General features: G+C 41.9%; 10 protein-coding genes. 2 read left to right on the top strand and 8 right to left on the bottom strand.

The genetic code is table 11. The features are described 5' to 3' along the window. Positions 1–7 precede the first annotated feature (7 nt). The 6 genes from EV200_RS09580 to EV200_RS09555 form a co-directional block, all read right to left on the bottom strand. Entirely contained in the window at positions 8–3,460 is a 3,453-nt protein-coding gene (locus EV200_RS09580; RefSeq protein WP_188754115.1) for a SusC/RagA family TonB-linked outer membrane protein, read from the bottom strand. Positions 3,461–3,557: 97 nt separating this feature from the next. Continuing rightward, positions 3,558–4,583: a FecR family protein gene (locus tag EV200_RS09575; RefSeq protein ID WP_132531625.1), complete on the bottom strand. Its 1,026-nt coding sequence runs from the start codon at positions 4,581–4,583 to the stop codon at positions 3,558–3,560. Between the two features lie 92 nt (positions 4,584–4,675). Continuing rightward, positions 4,676–5,257: an RNA polymerase sigma-70 factor gene (locus tag EV200_RS09570; protein ID WP_229676826.1), complete on the bottom strand. Its 582-nt coding sequence runs from the start codon at positions 5,255–5,257 to the stop codon at positions 4,676–4,678. Between the two features lie 44 nt (positions 5,258–5,301). Next, positions 5,302–6,225 carry a glycerophosphodiester phosphodiesterase family protein gene (locus EV200_RS09565; RefSeq protein ID WP_188754114.1) on the bottom strand — a complete coding sequence of 308 codons (924 nt, stop codon included), beginning with the start codon at positions 6,223–6,225 and terminating at the stop codon, positions 5,302–5,304. Between the two features lie 82 nt (positions 6,226–6,307). Then, positions 6,308–7,834: a RagB/SusD family nutrient uptake outer membrane protein gene (locus EV200_RS09560; RefSeq protein WP_132531616.1), complete on the bottom strand. Its 1,527-nt coding sequence runs from the start codon at positions 7,832–7,834 to the stop codon at positions 6,308–6,310. A gap of 11 nt (positions 7,835–7,845) precedes the next feature. Then, positions 7,846–11,115: a SusC/RagA family TonB-linked outer membrane protein gene (locus EV200_RS09555; protein WP_132531613.1), complete on the bottom strand. Its 3,270-nt coding sequence runs from the start codon at positions 11,113–11,115 to the stop codon at positions 7,846–7,848. Between the two features lie 644 nt (positions 11,116–11,759). On the opposite strand from EV200_RS09555, the gene EV200_RS09550 reads away from it, so the two are divergent. Further along, complete coding sequence (locus EV200_RS09550) at positions 11,760–12,197, top strand: BLUF domain-containing protein (protein ID WP_132531610.1); 438 nt, start codon at positions 11,760–11,762, stop codon at positions 12,195–12,197. A gap of 284 nt (positions 12,198–12,481) precedes the next feature. On the opposite strand, the gene EV200_RS09545 is transcribed toward EV200_RS09550, so the two are convergent. Together EV200_RS09545 and EV200_RS09540 are read right to left on the bottom strand one after the other, a co-directional pair. Then, positions 12,482–14,203 carry a RagB/SusD family nutrient uptake outer membrane protein gene (locus tag EV200_RS09545; RefSeq protein ID WP_208864530.1) on the bottom strand — a complete coding sequence of 574 codons (1,722 nt, stop codon included), beginning with the start codon at positions 14,201–14,203 and terminating at the stop codon, positions 12,482–12,484. Positions 14,204–14,214: 11 nt separating this feature from the next. Next, complete coding sequence (locus EV200_RS09540; protein WP_132531607.1) at positions 14,215–17,202, bottom strand: SusC/RagA family TonB-linked outer membrane protein; 2,988 nt, start codon at positions 17,200–17,202, stop codon at positions 14,215–14,217. Positions 17,203–17,915: 713 nt separating this feature from the next. On the opposite strand from EV200_RS09540, the gene EV200_RS09535 reads away from it, so the two are divergent. After that, positions 17,916–19,484 carry a DUF6377 domain-containing protein gene (locus EV200_RS09535; protein ID WP_132531604.1) on the top strand — a complete coding sequence of 523 codons (1,569 nt, stop codon included), beginning with the start codon at positions 17,916–17,918 and terminating at the stop codon, positions 19,482–19,484. Positions 19,485–19,525 lie beyond the last annotated feature (41 nt).

Here is a 19,525-nt window from a genome sequence, read left to right as displayed (position 1 = left end):
ATACAGATTAAAAATTACAACTTAGTTTACATCCAAATGAGCGGGTGCCAGGCAAAGTCCAATGGCCCACACCCAGCTTAAAGCCTTCGGTAACACTCATGGTTGTTTCCGGATCATAACCTAAACCATTGGCTGTCCAGGTGTATAGGTTCCTTCCGATCAGAGAAAGGGAAAGGTTGCTGATGGGAAGTTTGCGGATAAGCTTTTTATCAAATACGTAGGTTAATGAGGCTTCCCTTATTTTGAGGAATGAAGCCGAATAGGTTAACCTTTCATAGTATTTATTGTAGGTATTGTTATAAAAATCGGCAGCGGCAATAATGATTTTGTTCTCCGTCAAGTTGCCATTGGCATCTGCTATATAACCTGGAATGATCATCCCGTCATTGCGTTTTCTGCCCTGCGAATCCGTCCACGCCAGGCCTCCTGTTTCTGCATCTCTGCCTGCAAGGGTATTATCGGTTAAACCTGCATTAATTAAACTTTTAACCACGTACGAGTAAAAATTACCGCCCTTGCGCCAGTCTAACAACACGTTTAAGGTGAAGTTTTTATAGCTAAAAGTATTGTTGAAGCCTACGGTAAAATCAGGATTATAGTTGCCTACTTTTATATATTCAGCATTGTTGCGGATGTAATGCCCTGTTTTATCCAATAAGGCTGCCCCGGCATTTGGCCCGCTGGTTACTTTGGTATAACTTGGGGTATAAAAGTCGCCAATTTTAGTTCCCTCCTTAATCAGGTAACGGATGTTATCACCATCGGCACTGCCCATTGAATATTCCTTCAAACCTTCTGAAAGTTCGATCACCTTATTTTCGTTTTTCGTAAAGTTTACATTGGTTTCCCACTTAAAGGCACCATTAAAAGGGACAGCATTTAAACCAATTTCCCAGCCGCTGTTCTGGATATTCCCGGCATTGATTAAGCGGTTAGAAGCGCCGGAGGCAATGGTTGTTGGGATATTAATAATCTGGTTTCTTTTATTGGTTTTATACCAGGTTACATCTATGCCTATGCGACTTTTAAAAAAGCGCAGGTCGCCACCAAATTCATATGAGGTCGCAATTTCGGGTTTCAAAAAGTTGTTCTTCAGGTTAAACTCGATGGTTGCCCTTTTTACATCTCCCCAGTCCTGGTTAAAAGGAATGGTATTGTATAACTGATAGGGATCGGTATCACTACCTACTTGTGCCCAGTTGGCCCTGAGTTTAATAAACGAAATTGCATCAGATTTGATTTTGAACACATCTGTTACGATGGTACTTAATGATGCGGATGGATAAAAATAGGAGTTGTTTTCGGCTGGCAAAGTGCTCGACCAATCGTTTCTTCCTGTTAAATCTAAAAAAACCATATCCTTAAATGACACCTGACCCAGGCCATACAAACTGTTAATGTGTTTGCTTGAATTGTATTGTGAATTAACAATGGTACCCGCCTGTGCGTTGCTGATGTTATACACGCCCGGGATGCTCAGGCTTTCAGTTTTCTGTGCCGTACTTCTGTTGGTCTGGCTCATCTGGTTGCCACCGGCCGAAAGGCTAAATGACCAATCCTGATTCAGCAGTTTCTTATAGCTGAGTAAAAAATCAGTATTCTGTTCCTTAAAAAAAGAATTGTCTATACCGTATCCGCCATATTTAAATCTTTTTGAGCTAAAAGGACGTTTGGTTTCATGCGTTTCATTGTACAAATCCAAACCGGTACGCACCATTAAACTCAGTTCTTTAGTGATATCGTAAACGGCCTGCACATTTCCAGTCAAACGGTTTCTATCATAGCCATTGGTATGTTCGTAAGCTACAAAGTATGGGTTATCAGAATCATCTGCTGAAAATTGTTCGATATTTTCCCTTCCCGGTTTCCAGTAATTCTTCAGGTCATTGATGTTTATGTTTGGAGGAAGCGAGTACAACATCTGGGTAACACTTTCCCGATAGGCTGATGGCCTGTTATCACTCTGGTTATTTACATAGCCTACATTGGTGCTGATTTTCAGCTTTGGATGCAGCACATAAGTTGCAGAAAGGTTAAGGGTATTTCTTGTTAAATCAGTGTTGGGCACTATGCCTTTATTGGTGAGGTTAGTATAGGATAAGCGGTAATTACCATCTGCATTTTTTCCGCTGATGGCAATATTATTGGTATAAGTGCTTCCGGTTTCATAAAAATCCTGAGGATTGTTGGCATATGATACCCAATCTGTAGCGATTGGTTTTCCGCTGGCATCAAGCGGGCTATTCCATTGCACATGTTTGGTGCCCACATCAAGCCTTGGGCCCCAGGCAGATGTGGTAGAAGAAGCAGGATCATCGGTATATTCGCCACCACCAAATGTGTGCTGAAAGTGAGGAAACATCCAGGCCTGATCATACATGGCATTGGAGTTGAAGTTGATGCCCAATCCTTTTTTACTGGCCGAACCATTTTTAGTGGTAATAAGCACCACGCCACTTCCTGCCCTGCTGCCATAAAGTGCCGCAGCACTTGCGCCTTTAAGGATGGTAATGCTTTCCACATCATCCGGACTAATGTCTGCTATCGGACTTCCATAATCAACTGATGAACGACCAACTTCTGTTGTGGCACGGAGTGAATGTGCTACAGGAACACCATCCACCACAAATAGCGGCTGGTTATCTGTTGCGATAGATGATTGCCCTCTAATGGTGATGAACGACGTTGATCCAGGATCTGAGCCTGTACTCACCACATTCACACCAGCCACTTTTCCTGCCAAAGAATTGATTACGTTTACTTCCTTTACCGTATTTACGTCGCTTCCTTTTACTGTAGCAATAGAATAACCCAATGCTTTTTCGGCACGTTTAATGCCCAGGGCGGTAACCACCACTTCAGAAAGGGCGGTTTCATCCGGAAGGAGGCTAATGTTTAATTCGGTTGCGCCACGAAGCGAACTTTCTTTGGTTTGGTAGCCCATCATCCGGAAGATCAGCGTGGCCGAATGGTCGGTCACATTCAGGCTATAATCACCGTTAAGATTAGTGGTGGTAGAGTTGTTGCCTGCCTTTTCGATTACATTTACACCAGGCAGTGGCAAACCTTTTTCATCGGTTACCTTACCTTTTATCCGTACTGATTTTTTGATGATGATCTGGTTTTTCTCGATCAGGTAGGTGAGTTTCAATGGCGGCAATATCCTGCCGAGGACACTGCTTACGGTTTCATCTTCAACCTTTAAATTACTGATATACAGCCGATCTATGTCGTCTTTATTGGTGTATACAAAATAGAACCCTGTTTTCTTTTCGATGATTTTGAAAAGTGTGGTTAGGCTTCCTTGTTTAAGGTTGATGCTTATTTTAACGTTTAGTTGTTGTGCATTTACCGGTGATGCCTGCCCTACAAAGAGCATGACAGAGAGCATAATGTAAATAAGGGTAAAAAAACGCATGACGCTAAAAATTAATTGACTAGTCACTGCTGACTTTTTCATAACTTTGTTTGTTTTAATCTTGATGGGTTAAAATAAAATTTAAAATTTCTTAGCTGCGGCATGCGCCAACATGCTGCAGCTTTCTTTTAGCTTGTGTTTAATTACATTTACCTCCTTTTATATAAATCGTTTGTTTGTTGATGGTGTAATGGATATCAAATGTGAGTTCCAGTGTGCGTAACACTTCTTTGATGCTTACATTATTAAATTTTGCCGTGAGTTCACAGTTGTCAAATGACTGATCGGAAATGATCTTTACCGCATATTTTCTAGAGATGGTTTGGAACACCTCTTCCATTGGAGTTTTATCGAAATGCATTTTCCCGATGCTCCAATCTATCGATGCCTGTGCGTCTTCTACGTTCTGACAACTCAAGCGATCGGATTTTAAGTCATAAATCGCTTTTTGATTGGGCAAGAGATGAACGGCCACTGATTGTTTACCCGCAGAATCTTTCGAAACCGCTACCTTGCCCGTCAGTACCGTTACTTCTGGCCCATCATTTTTCCATGCACGGATATTGAAACTGGTACCCAGTACTTTGGTTTGAATATTCTGGCTTCTGACAACAAAAGGATGAGCGGGGTCTCTCTTTACTTTAAAGAATGCTTCTCCGTTTAGCTTAACGGTTCTGATGGCGGCATGATTAAGGTTTTTAGGGAAGCTGATGCTACTGCCGGCATTCAGCCATATTTCTGAACTGTCGGGAAGTAATACTTTGATTATTTTGCCTGCACCTGCCTTTTCGGTTATCCAGGTTATTGGGCTTTCTGAGACAGACTGTTGTTTTTGATTGGTAAAAACGAAAAATACCAGTGCGCCAATTACTGCGGCAGCACTTGCAATTGTCCACCATTTTAATCTTTTAATTTTTCCTGTTTCTGCTGGTTCTAGCTGATGTTTAATGCCTGCAAAACTTTCCTGCCATGAATCATCCTCAGGCATAGCCGCCGTATCTTCCCACAGGCTAAGCGCCTGCTCCAATTGATCTTGCCGATCAGGATCATTACCTGCCCAATCTTTAAGGCTTTGCTCCAGTAATTCAACTTCTAAATTACGCCCGCCAGCACGCTCTTTTTCCGCCACATATGCAAGTACTAATTTCCAGGTTTCCTGATCCATTCTAATGCCTTTATACCTACAAGACAAGAATGAGCGCCGCACTACGGGCCGCAAGTTGTTAACTTTACATCAATAAATTGTTAAGCAGTAACCTATCTGAACGCTGATTCGTTTTTCAATACTTTTTGTTGAAGAAACTGAAAACCTTTTACCAGGTGGTCTTCTACTGTTCTAACGGAGATATCCAATAAATTGGCAATTTCTTTATAGCTGAATCCGTCAATCCTGTACAGGTAGAAGATCAGCCGCCGCCTTTCTGGCATCTGATCTATGAAGGCATAAAGCATGCGGTTCCGGTCTTTATTCTGGAAGATTTGTGCCGGTGTTTCTTTGAGGTCGGTTATTTCAGGTGTTTCTTCCTCACCGTCTATGTGCCAAAGTTTTACCCTGGCTTTTTTGTGGTAATTGGTTGAGGCATTTTTAACCGCACGGAATAAATAGGCCTTTTCATTGCTGGGTATAACCTTGTTTTTCCAGATGGATATGAACACGTCATTTAATAGGAGTTGCGCCTCTTCTCTATCCTTTACCAAATAAACCGCATATTTTTTTAACGTGGGGTACATTCGGCGATAAAGGTCTTCGAATGCTTTTTCATCGAATGCCTGTTCCTGAGCATCATTAGATCCGGCCATATTATTTTTGCCCATCTGTTGTTCTGGCAAAATGATCATAAGCAAATGAAACCCTATTAACCATTAAAGCCAGAAGGAACATATTAAAAATGTAAACCAGCCTTTTTCAAATAGAGGAGCAACTCTGCCGGACGGTCGCTTTGCAAAATAGCAGGTTTCTTTTCAATTAGCCAGCCCCAGCTTTCCTTCTTTTTGTTTTCTTCCACAGCTAGGTCATCATCATGACCACCATTTAATGAAGGCCATAAGCTATTTAACCAAAGCACCTGTTGTTTGGCAATTTCGGGCAGCATCTGAAGGTTTTTCAGGGTATCGGTATCGAAAATGGGCTGAATAATGCTTTTTTTATTGGGTAGGTAACTTTGAATAATCGGGAGGGCATCTGTACCTTTCATGTTCACCACAACCATCAGGTAGGCCTGTGCCGGAATTACTTCATGGCTTTTCAAATACTCAAAGGTTAGGTTATCACCTACATTTACAATGGTTTGATTGAGGGTTTCCGTTTCCTGAAGAACCTGGAATACTTCTTTCAAGTGGTCATTGCCTTTATCAACATTGATGATGATTTTACCTTTTGCAGCCAGCATCATTTCTTTTAAGGTTGGAATACGATGGGGGGTAATTCTACCCAGGCCATTTTTTAATTTAAACTGCTGGATTTCAGCAAGGGAATAATCACTCACTTTGCCTTTTCCATTGGTGCTTCGATCGATGGTTTGATCATGCATGACCACCATCTGGCTATCCTTCGTCATTTTAACATCTAGTTCCATGATGTCGAAGCCTTTTTCTATACTATTTAAAAGGGCCTTCATCGAATTTTCGGGTGCATTTCTCCAATCGCCACGGTGGGCAGCAACCAGAATTTCTTTATTGTCTTTACTAAATAGGACAGCAAGCCTTTTTTCAGGGTGTTGTGCCGAGGCAGCCCATGATGATAGCATCAGTGCGCTTAATAAAAGCAGGTGATAGCTTCCTTTCTTTAAACAGGTTTTATATTTCATCTTTTTTAAATCTATGGAAATGGATAAAATGGCGACTGTTTTCACAGCCACCATTTAGTAAATAAAAAGGTCAAACAAACAATTAATAGCCCGGGTTCTGGTACATTTTAGCCGGATCTAGCTTTACTTCATCGAAAGGAATCGGGAAGAATCTGTCTTTAGTGGTTACGTTCGCCAGCTTGGCAATTCCGAAAGAAGATTGCGGCTTAGCCTTTAAATAAGTGGCCAATTCGGTGGCTGTAAAATTTCTGATCAGATCAAACCAGCGCTGGTGTTCAAAAGCAAATTCTACCCTGCGCTCATGAAGAAGGGCCAGTTTCAATGTTGGGAAAGCTGTTGCATAAGCAGCATTGGCTCTCGAAACCGCATAAGTTGGCATTCCGGCTCGGGTTCTCACCATATCCAGGTACTGGATGGCTGCGGCATCATTTCCTTGTAACATGTTCACTTCAGCCAACATCAAAATCACATCTGCATAGCGCATCAAGATCCAGTCATTACCACCATAGCCGTTTGCTGTTGCCAGTGAACTTGCATCACGGAATTTGGTGATGAACCAATCTTTCACAATAGGATCATTGGCATATTTTACCGAGAAATCTTTTCGAAGATCCGAAGCTTCGTATTCATTAATTAAATCTAATGTCACGTTTCCACCAATACCGGTTGATACTTTCAGAGAGTTGATGGTTTCGCCTTTGGCCTGGTTATTTGCGGCAATGCTTGAACTGTAGTTTACATCACCCTGTTTATTGGCAATCTGGAAAATCAACTCTTTACAGGTTGTCTTTTTGTTTACATCAAACACATCGGCATATGGAATTTCAGATAAGTTTCCGAAGGTTTTCATGTTGTAAGCAGCCAAAAGGTAGGTATTGGCATTACCGAGATTTTCAGCCTTGTTGTTTGCAAGCGTAGCAGCCATGGTGAGGTAAACTTTGCCTAAATAGGCATTGATGGCTGCTTTTGAGGCCCTGCCAATTCCAGCCGTTGGCTGAAAGTTGGGTAGGGTGCTGCTTAAACCATCTTTTAAATCTGCTACGATCTGATTGTATACGTCTGCTTCCGGCACCCTGAAGGTAGCTGCGGTTACTTCATCGGTGGTTACCAATTGTTTGGTCACCAATGGAACAGGCCCCCACTTGCGCACCAATTCAAAATACATGATGGCCCTTACAAATTTAGCTTCTGCTATATAATTGGTTTTGGTGGCCGGATTGGCAAAAGAAACTTTATCAATATTGGATAAAATAACGTTGGTTCTGGCGATGGAATTATACAAGGCCAGCCAATGTGTTTTTAAGTAAGAGTTACTTGGCAACAGCGAAAAATCGTTAAACTGAAAGGGTTCGCCGGCATTACTCTGGTTATCGTTTCTTCCGGTATCATCTGAGCGTTCATCGGTAAATAAACCACTGTTCTCACCTATGGTATTGCTACTCCTCATGGCCTGGTAAGCACCATTAACGGCAAGCAATACATCATTCTCTGTTTTAAAATAATTATCTACTGTTACGGCATTGGGATTATCTTGCTGCAAGAATTCTTTTTTACAAGCACTGAAGCAAATTGTAGTACCCAGGGCAGCTATTAAAATATATTTTTTCATTTTGTTAAATTCTAAAAGGTCAGTTTAATACCAAGGTTGTAATTTCTTGCCAGTGGATAATTTCCATAATCTACACCAGGCGTTAAGTTCGAACCGCCATTATAGTCTACTTCAGGGTTATAACCTTTATAATCGGTAATGGTGAAGGCATTGTCTACACTTGCATACACGCGAATATTGCTCACTTTAAGTGTATTGGCAATGGCTTTAGGGAAACTATAGCCTAAAGTAATGTTGGTACACCTGAAATAGGATCCATCCTGAAGATAGAAAGATGATAAGCGAGTATTGTTACTTTGTGTTCCGGCACGTGAAGCCCTATAGTTTAAGCCACTTCCGGGATTGGCTTCATTCCGGTAGCGGTCTGCCACCTCGGCATACTGGTTACCAGAACCTTCAAAGTTATACAGGTAATAATCCTGCCCATCTAATACCTGGTTGCCTTGTGATCCATTAAATGAGGCCCTGAAATCAATCGTTTTGTAAGAGGCGTTTAAGGCGAAACCATAAGTGAATTTAGGGTACGGGGTACCGATAATGGTTTTATCCGCATCGTTTACAATTCCATCACCATTGGTATCCTGAAAATACAAATCGCCAATTTTAGCCGGATTGGTAGCTGATGCAGAAGGCGCTACCTTACCCAGATTGTCTGCCGTGATTCGGCCCAATACTTTGAAACCATAGAACATGCCTATTGGCTGGCCTTCCTGGGTAATGTGGGTCATGTAAGAACGTTCGGCACCGTTGGTTAGAATGGTACTCGCACCACCCATATCCAATACTTTATTTCGGTTTAACGCAATGTTTCCGCTTAGCCCTAAGGTAAAATCATGGTTCTGGATGATTCGTCCATCTAACTGAACATCGAAACCGGTATTGCGCACCTTACTGTCTGCCAGGTTGGTGAGGATGGAAGCGCTGCCTGAAACTGCTGAAATGGGTTGATTAAACAAGAGGTTATAAGAATTACTGAGGTAATAGTTGGCAATGATAAAGAGGCGGTTTTTGAATAAACCTATGTCTGTACCGAAGTTATACTGGGAAGTAGATTCCCATCCCAAGCCTTTATCCTGAATGGCGTTTGGCCAGATGGCTGTTGCAATTGCATTGCCAATCACCACGCCGCCGGGTGCACTCATTTGCTGCTGGGTTCTATAATTTGGAATGTTGTTGTTACCACTTAAACCCCAGCTCGCCCTGATTTTTACGGTAGAGTGTTCGCCCAAAAAGTTGTGGTAAAAATCTTCATCAGAAAGGTTCCAGCCTGCTGAAACGGAAGGGAAGTTACCATACTGGTTTAAAGGGCCAAACCTGGAGGAGCCATCACGGCGGAAAGTTCCAGTTAAAAAATATTTGCCCGCATAATTGTAACTTACCCTACCGAAATAGGATAGTAAGGTGTTGGTTGCTTTTGCGGCATTATCCAAAGTAAAAAAGCTTGGATCGGCGCCTTTATCTGAAATCTCTCCTATATAATCATTCTGGAAGCCTTTAGCCGAAACTCGAAGGGTATCACTGGTGGTTTTCTGTGCAGAATATCCAGCCAATACATCTAATTTATGCTTGCCTAAAGTTTTACTGTAGTTCATCGTAAATTCTGCCAGCTGATCGGTCTGGCTCAGCGTTCTTGCTACAGCATTAGCGGCCGTAACTGATGCAGTAGAATATGGTGGGTTATTGCCATTGCTCAGGCTGGTTGGCAAGTAATAATCATATTTCTCATTATAAGTTTGTGTACCCAGATTGGCTTTAAAATCAAGACCATCTAAAATTTTATAGGTGGCATTGGCATTATAGGTGCTTCTGCTTCCTTTCCGGGTAATTTTTAACTGTTCTACAGTAGCCAAAGGATTTTCGGGATTTTGAATTCCATACTGGGAGGCCAGAGAAGCCATGCCAAACTGAATCGGGTTGCCATTGCCATCACGTGCCGGAAGATAAGGCAGGTATAGCAGTGCAGACATCATCGGACTTAAATTGTATCGTCCTTCCTGTACCTCGCGGTTGTTATTTTGTGTATAAGCGATATTTGCGCCTACACGCAGGCGCTCACTCACATTCCCATCGATATTGGCCCTGAAGTTGATCACTTTCTGATTGGTATTGGTTACGATACCATTGTTATCTTGATAACCTCCGCTCATGAAATATTTCACATCTTTATTTCCCCCGTTAAAAGAGAGGTTATGACGCTGGAAAGCCGCAGTTCTATACAATTCATCCTGCCAATCGGTATTGTATTGTGCCGGGATGGCTTGCTGGGTAGAGAAATTGTAAAGATCGGCAGGGATACTTACGCTACTTCCATTACCTACATTGGTGATGCGGGTAGCATTGCTGTCGCCAAACATGGTATCATTCCATGTCTTGCCAGAATTGACCCATAAATCTTTATAGGCGTTGTTCCGTCCATCGATCAGTAACTGGATAAACTGATTGGCATCCAGGAGATCAATCTTTTTGGACAGCTGCGAAACTCCACCCTGCACATCGTATTCAAAATGACCTTTTCCGTCTTTCCCTCTTTTGGTGGTGATTAACACTACTCCGCCGGAGGCCCTTGATCCATAAATTGCTGCAGATGCGGCATCTTTTAAAATATCTATGGTTTCGATGTCTTCGGGATTGATCGACACATTATTTCCTGCGGGATAACCATCAATTACATATAAGGGATCAGAACTGGCGTTGATGGAACCCACGCCACGCACCCTGATTTTAGTACCTGAATAAGGTGCCCCACTGGTTTGAGAAACCTGTACCCCCGCTACCTTGCCCACTAAGGCCTGGCCTATTGTTGGGGAGGTGAGGTTCATTTCTGAAGCCTTCACACTACTGATGGCACCGGTAAGGTCAGATTTCCTTACTTTCTGGTAGCCAATAGCCACCACTTCGTCTAAGGTATTGTTGCTTTCTCTTAAAATTACATCTAAGGTACGGGCAGCATTTACGCCTACTTCCTGAGAAGTATATCCTATAAAGCTAAATACCAAAGTGGTTTCTTCCTGTAATGCAATGGTATATTTACCATTGCCATCCGTTACTGTGGTTTTTTTATTTTTCTTGTCGTAAACACTTACGCCAGGCAAGGGCTGATGTTGTTCGTCGGTCACTGTACCAGTGATGGTAAAAGCAGCCCGGGTTTTCACTATGGCCAGATCGCTTTTATACAGGCTAGCGGCCATGATTGGCGAATTGCTGATGGCCAGTAATCCAATAGGCAAAAGCAATTTCCTGCAGGTAGGTTTTAAACCTGCAATAAAAGAAAATGATGTCATCTCTTAGTTGTTAGTAATGATTTTTGTTTGGTTTGTTTTTCTCGTGATATTCAAAGGCATGTAGAAGCGGATTCACATAGGCATTGAGTTAAATACATCACAAAATTATTTCGAGTGCTTTAATTGCGCCAAAGCTAGGTGTGTACTTTTAACACTATGTATCCTTAATGTTAAGTCTGAAAGAATGTTTATTTATCGGAAGATTACTAAAAAGCCTCAGCCTAAGGAGTGGAAGTAAAAGCGTTTAAAAAAAGCCCCACCCCGGCCCTCCCCAGAGGAGAGGGAGTGCGAAGTGTTTATATCTTTATATTTCTGAAATATCATTTGAATGTCTTATCTCATACTCTCCTGATCCAAAATTTAGCCATTTTCGTAAGTCACTTAATTAGCATTAAATCAACGGGACGATTTAGACTATAAAATGATGCCTGAAGATAGGACATCTTAATGCTTACCCGGGCTTCCGGATGGGATCCCGGGTAGCAAATAAACCCGCTTCTTTGCCAGGGCTTCTTCCTTTCCCATTGGCTTTCTCCTGGCATATTGCCGCTATTTAAACCATCTGCCTCTTTTATTGTTGTTGTTAAACTAAAGCATTTATGTTATGAGGTGTATCAGGCTATGGAATCATTTAAACCCGGAATATGTATCGCTTAATTTATACCAGTATTGCATCCGCTGTGATGCAGCCCGCAGAACTTATCGAAATTTTGAAATATTCCAGAGATTGGAATAAGGCCCATTATATTACGGGCTGCCTGGCTTATATTGAAGGTAACCTGGACAAAGTGCATCAATGCCGCTTTATCCAGGTGTTGGAGGGCCCCGAAGAAGAGGTGCATGATCTTTTCCAAAATATCAGTAAAGATAGCCGGCACAATGGTGTTACCTTGATTAAACGGGGGCAGATTGAAACACGACATTTCGAATCCTGGGAGATGGGCTTTGAAAAGATGACACTTGATGGGAATGCCACCTTGCAGGGGTTTTTCAGGTTAGACCCACAGGTACTGGCCCTACATGGCAATATCCATAATAACATGATGATGGATTTTATGAAGTCTTTCTATTATTATCTTTAAACACGAGGCTTTATTTATCTGGCGGAAACGATAATCTTTCCTTTGGCCGCACAGGGAGGTACAAAACTTGAAATGCTTCAGTATGGAAAGGTGAATGACAGGGGCATTAGAAAGAATAAGCAACTATAAGTTCATGTTTGCTGGCTTGTTGCCCCAAATAAACACATCATTAGATCGGGCTTGATCTTAATCAGGTAGCGCACATTAATGTTTTATCAAAAAAGGGTGTTCCGTTTTACCGAAAACACCCCCAACTAAACCAAATTATTCAAAAATCTTTGTGATTAATATCCGGGATTTTGTTTCAACTTCGGATTAGAACCCAGGATATCCCTGCCGATCGGAAAGATTTCGGTATGGTTGTCTGCATCAGGTTTTTTATCCCACCAGGTACCGGATGTAAATACACCCCAACGGATAAGATCTGTTCTACGTCGGTTTTCGCCAACAAATTCTCTTCCCCATTCATCAAGCATTTCCTGGTCAGTTAGCTGCGCACCGCTGGTGTTATAGATACTGGCTGAACCGGCTGGATAATTCCGTTGCCTTACCTGGTTCAAAAAGTTAGCTGCACCCGCCTTATCACCGGCACGGTATCGGCATTCGGCTAGCATGTAATACACTTCCGAAAGACGGATCTCTGCATAAGCTGAAGTAATCCGGTTAGGATCAGGTGTTGGATAAACCGGGTATTTAACCAGAAACACACCAGAATTATGGTCGGCATGGTTCATGTTCGATTCCTTATCTGCTATCCGAGTGCCAGGTTTTGCGCCAAGAAAAAACCCAACCTGATCACGAATGAATAGTGCATACGGGCCTTTATTTCCCCTTACGGTATCTGGCCTTGAAACGCCGTTAGTAGTGGCTGTATATGGCAGGTAGCCGTATAAAAACATGCCCTCGCGTTTGCTGTTTCCCAGGTTTTTATACTTTTTCAGGCGAACGTCATCAGGGTATTTCTGGAACTTTATAAAGGGTTTTCCTAAACTATGCGTGTATTCCACACTGTCTACATCACGGCCGGGTTGCAGTGCAAACCTTGGGTTAGACTTGCCAAAATCAGTAAAGCCACAGTACAATGGTGCAGCATCATAAGTCATTCCCCAAAAGAACATTCCGCTATCATATTGCCAGTGTGTACGGGCAAGCGTTCCGGGAAATCCGTAAATCACTTCGGAGTTTAATGAGCTGTTGGTATAATCGAACGGCGCATCCCAACGGGTATCAAGCGTGTAGCTTCCATATTTTCCGCTGATGATATCGCGGCAAAGGATTTCACATTCTGCATATTTCTCGGTACCGATATAAACCTTAGCATTGAGATAAAGTCTGGCTAATAATGTTGCCGCCGCAGCTTTTGTCCATCGACCTATACCATTAGCACCCAGCTGATCTCTAACCGGAAGATCAGGGATGGCTGCCCTCAGTTCTGATTCGATATAAGTAAATGTTTCCTGCGGGGTGGCTTGCACGCCGCCTTGCGTGGTGTTTTTTACATCCGTTACAATTTCAATGTTGCGGTAAAAATCAAATGCACGAAGGTAAAACCATGCACGAAGTGTTCTAAGTTCAGCTTTGAAATCGTTCAGTTCAGCAACCGTCACATTGAGTTTAGAAGGGTCTGAAATACCTTCCATATCCTGTAATGAATTGGTAGATAAAACAATTCCCTGGTAGAAGTTTCTCCACGCACCGTTGGTAAAACCATCAAGCGGTGTCCAGGTATGGTAATGCATCCGCTGGTAGTAACCACCATCTTGCCAATCACCCTGGCGGTTGTATGTCCCCATTTCATCGGTGCTGTTTTCACCCACCGCATATACATCATTTCCCTGAATGCTCCAGTAGGCGTGTTCAAAAGGGCGTAAGAAATCCCTGATCACATCATCCCGACGGGTAAGAAAGTTTGCCGCATCGACTTTGTCGTATACTTCTTCATCCAGTTTTGTACATCCGGCCAGCATCAACAGGATCATACCGATCAATATTTTATAATTTTTCATTTTATTCTGTATTAAAAATTTACCTGAAGTCCTAAAATCAATTGCAGGGTAGAAGGATAATAATTCAATGAGGTGTTTACGCCTGGCGTTAAGCCGTTAACTTCTACCTTCTCCGGATCTCCACCAGTATATTTCGTAAAAGTGTACAGGTTTCTGGCAGCACTATAAACCCTGATCGACTTGAGGTATTTAATGTTCAATTTCTGCCTGTAACCCAATGAAACGTTATCTATTTTTAAAAACGAGCCATTTTCAAGAAAATAATCTGATGCAATAGAAGTGGTGGATGTACTTTTCAGTAATGAATATTTACTACTACTATCATAAGCTGATTTCAGCACATTTGCATCCGTTTGGCTGGAGGGTGTACCCAGATAAAATGCTGATGTATTGAATATTTTATAACCAAAAGTTCCCCTGAAAAATATGCCCAGATCAAATTGTTTATACCTGAACGTGTTTCCTAATGAGGCGATGAATTTTGGCAGACCATTCCCAACAAATTGTTTATCATCATTATTCGCCTGGTTGGCTGGTACAATTGATCCGTCTTTTTTGTAAACCAACAGTGCGCCCTGATCGTTAACCCCTGCAGATTTCAGGGTATAAAACTCGCCTATGCTGTATCCTTCCTGAATCCGCTGGATGTTTCCTGGCGAACCCGGAGCTGGTAAGCCCGCTACATCCTGAAAAGTTCCACCGTTGTATAATGCGTTTGAAAATGAAATGAATTTATTTTGGTTATAGGAAAATGCCAGGTTGATGTTATACTCGAAATCTGGACTCTTGATCACTTCTCCGCTTAATGCCACTTCAATACCAGAATTTTTCATCGATCCGACATTGGTAAAGGTGGTGGCCTGCGTATTTGGCGGAACGGATACATTGTAGTCCCCCAGCAGGTCTTTATTTTTACGGGTATAATAATCAATAGAGCCACTCAGTCTACCTTTAAGTAGCGAGAAATCAATGCCTACGTTAAAGTTTTCTGATTTTTCCCAGCTTAAAAATGGATTCACATTGGAAGATGGTCCGTAAACCTGGTAATACTGGCCATTAAATGGGAAATAACCCGCACCACCATATAACAGGAGTGAAAGGTAGTTTCCAAAATCCTGATTTCCGGTAACGCCATAATCTGCCCTGATTTTTAGCTCATTCATCCAGGGAAGTTTATCTTTGAAAAACGTTTCTTCCGAAATCCTCCATGCTGCAGATACTGCAGGGAAATTTCCCCATTTGTTGTTGGCTCCAAATTTTGAGGAACCTTCTCTTCTTAAGCTGGCAGTGACGATATACCGATTATTGAAATCATAATTAAGCCTGCCAAAGAAAGCAATTAAAGTAGATCCATTCTGGGTAGAAGAAACGGCAGACTGACCCTGCCCCGCAGCTCCGCCATTATACAAGCCAGAACCGAGGTTGTTCCATAAATAAGTATCAAAAGGAAAATCGTAATTCTGGGAATATACCTGCTTGTAATTGTAAAGGGAATAAGAATACCCGCCGAGCAGTTTAAAATGATTTTTACCCAGGTCGAGATTATAATTACCCGTCCATTCGATATTTTTCTGATCATTTTCCTGCTGTTCCTGTGAGGCGAAGTTGGTTTGGGTAACCTTGTTTGAGTTTACTACTGATGAAAGCGTAGAGGGTGAGAAATTCAGATTTTTGGATGATCGGCTAATCTGAGAAATGGTGACCATGGTATTCAGGTTCGGAAGAATGTTCATTTTAAGGGAACCATTCAAATCCAGTTCCTTAATCTCCGACTGTGATTTAATCAGGTTCGCATTCTCTACCGGATTATTGGAGAAGAATCCGGTATTGATAAAATTATACTTCCCGGCATTATTGAAAATCGGATAGGTTGGATTCAGGGTAAGTGCGTTGTTAAAATTCCCTTGATCCGCATTGCTGGTGTTCATCATTCTGGGTGCGGCAGTTAAGGTAGCCACAAAAAGGCCATTATCAGTGGTGTGGTTAATATTTAACCTTGCTCCATACTCTCTTTTACTGGCCCGGAGATCCACTCCATCTGCCTTCCGGTAATCTGCCGAAGCAAAATAATTGGTTTTGGCAGAGCCTCCCGAAAACTGAACGGTATGTTTGTGAGCAAAAGCAGGTGCATTGGTTACTTCTTTTAACCAGTCTGTTTTTGCACCATAATCCTGCCCCTGCTTATTCTGCACGCGGTTGGCAATAAATTCTTCTGCACTGAGGTTTTCCAGCTGGTTATTCAGATAATCAAAACTGGTAAAGCCATCATAAAACATCTGCGATTGTGAGGTTCCTTTTTTTGTGGTGATGATAATCACACCATTGCTTCCCCTGGTTCCATATATGGCTGAAGCTGCACCGCCTTTCAACACGTCTATACTTTCAATATCATTCTGGTTGATGTTATCAATGTTTCCTCCAGGCACCCCGTTAATGACATAGAGAGGGCCTAAACCTGCGCTTCGGGAGGAAACACCTCTAAGCTGGATGCCCGGACTGGAGTTTGGGTCTGCACTGGCCGTATTGGTGATGGTTAATCCCGGTACCTTACCCTGAAGCGACATGAGGGGATTATTGGCCGAAACCGTTAATAAATCCTTTCCTGAAACATGCGTAATGGCACTGGATACTTCTTTTTTGTTCAGCGTTCCGTAGCCGACACTCACCACTACCACCTCATTTAATTGGCTGGATGATGAGCCTAGTGTAATGTTTATGGTATTTGACTGGGTAAGGTTAATGTTTTTAGCCTCATAACCGATATAGGAAAAGGATAGAGACTTGGCATTTGCGGGTACTGAAATACTAAAAGAGCCTTTGTTATTGGTTGTGGTAACGTCAGATTTCAGGTTATCGGTAACGTTGACACCGATTAATGGCGATCCGTCGGTTTGATCGGTAACTGTGCCCGAAATGGTTCTGTTCTGTGCTTTTGCAACCACATTGCAGAGGCAAAGAAAGCAACACAGGCTTAACATTTGAATAAAATTCTTGTACATATAAGGTCTTTTTGAATGAATTTTGGTGAGTTGGTTATGGATTCTTCAGGGGTGTGAAAAGATTGTTTTGCACCATTTGTGCATCAGTACCTTTCTTTTCTGTAACCTTCTGATGAGAAAAATGGAATCAAGGTGACTTGTTTTGACTCATAGGAGAGGTGGTTTTGTCCATCGGATGGAGGAAGAAAAGCCGCACATGTGCTGCAGATCAGTTCTACAAAGCATTCTTTGGAGTGGTTAGTATTTGGTTAGTTGATGAAATAAATTTCCTGTTGATTTGGATTTTAAATTCAGAGTCTAAAAATAGCCAATCGTCGCTGCGAATCTTCCAGATCAAGCTGTGAAGAGGGATTTATATAACCAAAACACAGGCGCTCAGGAATTCAAATTATTAATAATCAGAACCTTATGTTTTAAAGGATTGAAAAATGTATAAATGATTTCATCAAAATGATCATTGGATATTGGTGCTGATTCAAAAGTGTGCAGGTGTTTTGTCGTTCTTTTTAGGGTAGCAGAACGGCATGATTGCACGTTTGGAATAATTCTATCAGCCAACGGAAATTAGAAAGGCCGTTGATGTAGCCGAAGCAGATTTATATTTTTATCCCAGCCGGGTATGCTGCTATCACATTTTAATATAATTTTGATAAACCCTATAGCTCAACATGAAATCGTTTTACCTCTGCTTTTTTTTGATTTTCATCTGCTGTATGATAAGCTTATCTGCTCCGCGAGATAGCATACTGAATGTGCTGAAACAAGAGCTTTTGAAAAAGAAGGATTATGATCAGATCAAGCTTCAGCAAATCAAGAGCATCAAAGCCCGGCTACACCACAAACCTGTAAATTATTATGCTGTTTATACAGACTTGTTTCATGCGTATGAATATTATAAGTTCGATTCTGCCTTTGTATACGGGAAAAAGATGCTTGATTGGAGCATAGTGCAAAAAGATTTGGTCAAGATTAACTTTAGCAAGATTAAACTGGCATCGCTCCTGCTTCACGCCGGATTGTTTAAGGAAACCTTTGACTATTTAAAGGAAATTGATGTATCTGTTCTGGACAACAGGATGAAGTATGAGTATTATGGACTGAAATCGGGTGCTTATTCTAACCTGGCCATTTACAACAGTGATGCAAATTTTACGCCTGGCTATAACCAGAAAGCCATTCATTACCTGGATTCGGCCATTAAGCTGTGCTCACCCAACTCCTTTGAACTGCGCTTTACGCTCGGTAACAGGCAAGTGGTTTCCGGACAGACCCGCCAGCCGCCCCTATACTTTCTGGAGATCCTGGAAAGGGATCAAATTAATGAACATGACCGTGCCCGGGTATTGACCGCCATGGCGGCTTTTTATCAGCAGGATGCAGACCATGAAAAAAGGGTACAGGTTCTGGCCGAATCTGCCATCTGCGATATCCGTTCATCCACCAAGGAAACGCTGGCCACCTTGTTACTGGCCGAAGATTTATTTTACCATGGCGACCTGCCCAATGCCTATCTGTTTATTCAGCATTCCCGTGATGATGCTGGATTTTATGGAAACCGCCTCAGAAAATTAAAGATTGAATCATTATTGCCCGAAATGGCCACTCAGGTGAACCTGGCTACTCAGAAACAAAAGGACAAGTTCATTAATTATTTCTTCATGATCTCCCTGATTGCCATTATTATTTCGCTGGTATTATTTATGATTTTTATTCAGCTCAGGAAGCTCAAGGCTAAGGAACAGATCATTGAAGAAAAAAACAATGAATTGAAAGCAGTTAACGAACAGCTGCAAGCCATTAATGAAAAGCTCAGAGAATATGCTACAATTAAGGAAAAGTATATCGGTCAATTTTTTGATTTGATATCAGGCTATATTGTGAAGCTAGACAAACAGAAAAAAAGTATGGAGCGCAAACTGATGACTGGCCGGTATCAGGAGGCACTTCATTCGCTGAATGAGATTGATATCAAAAAGGAAAGGGAGGTGCTTTTTAATACTTTTGATCAAGTGTTCATTAGTATTTTCCCTAATTTTGTAGCGGTGTTGAATGCGATGCTTGCACCCAAAGACCAGATCTGGCCAAAACAGCAGCAATTGCTGAATACCGAGCTGAGAATTTTTGCCCTGATTAGACTGGGCATCACTGATTTACAGGCCATTGCCACTATTTTGGAATACTCCGTAAACACTATTTATATTTATAAAATGCGGATTAAGGCCAAAGCGCTGGTATCCGGAGAGGAGTTTGATCAGGTGGTGATGGATGTTAAAGCCATCTGATTGAGTTTTTTTCTGTTAATGGCAGATCATGAAAAACAGGG

The organism is Pedobacter psychrotolerans (assembly GCF_004340665.1).
In the GTDB taxonomy this organism is placed as follows: Bacteria; Bacteroidota; Bacteroidia; order Sphingobacteriales; family Sphingobacteriaceae; genus Pedobacter; species Pedobacter psychrotolerans.
The sequence above is the reverse complement of the archived record's forward strand: the minus strand, read 5'-3'. Positions and strand labels throughout refer to the sequence as shown.

What these genes read in the sequence shown, in the direction of transcription:
- EV200_RS09580 (WP_188754115.1), bottom strand. Translation starts at nt 3,460, where the DNA reads ATGAAAAAGTCAGCAGTGACTAGTCAATTAATTTTTAGCGTCATGCGT.
- EV200_RS09575 (WP_132531625.1), bottom strand. Translation starts at nt 4,583, where the DNA reads ATGGATCAGGAAACCTGGAAATTAGTACTTGCATATGTGGCGGAAAAA.
- EV200_RS09570 (WP_229676826.1), bottom strand. Translation starts at nt 5,257, where the DNA reads ATGATCATTTTGCCAGAACAACAGATGGGCAAAAATAATATGGCCGGA.
- EV200_RS09565 (WP_188754114.1), bottom strand. Translation starts at nt 6,225, where the DNA reads ATGAAATATAAAACCTGTTTAAAGAAAGGAAGCTATCACCTGCTTTTA.
- EV200_RS09560 (WP_132531616.1), bottom strand. Translation starts at nt 7,834, where the DNA reads ATGAAAAAATATATTTTAATAGCTGCCCTGGGTACTACAATTTGCTTC.
- EV200_RS09555 (WP_132531613.1), bottom strand. Translation starts at nt 11,115, where the DNA reads ATGACATCATTTTCTTTTATTGCAGGTTTAAAACCTACCTGCAGGAAA.
- EV200_RS09550 (WP_132531610.1), top strand. Translation starts at nt 11,760, where the DNA reads ATGTATCGCTTAATTTATACCAGTATTGCATCCGCTGTGATGCAGCCC.
- EV200_RS09545 (WP_208864530.1), bottom strand. Translation starts at nt 14,203, where the DNA reads ATGAAAAATTATAAAATATTGATCGGTATGATCCTGTTGATGCTGGCC.
- EV200_RS09540 (WP_132531607.1), bottom strand. Translation starts at nt 17,202, where the DNA reads ATGTACAAGAATTTTATTCAAATGTTAAGCCTGTGTTGCTTTCTTTGC.
- EV200_RS09535 (WP_132531604.1), top strand. Translation starts at nt 17,916, where the DNA reads ATGATAAGCTTATCTGCTCCGCGAGATAGCATACTGAATGTGCTGAAA.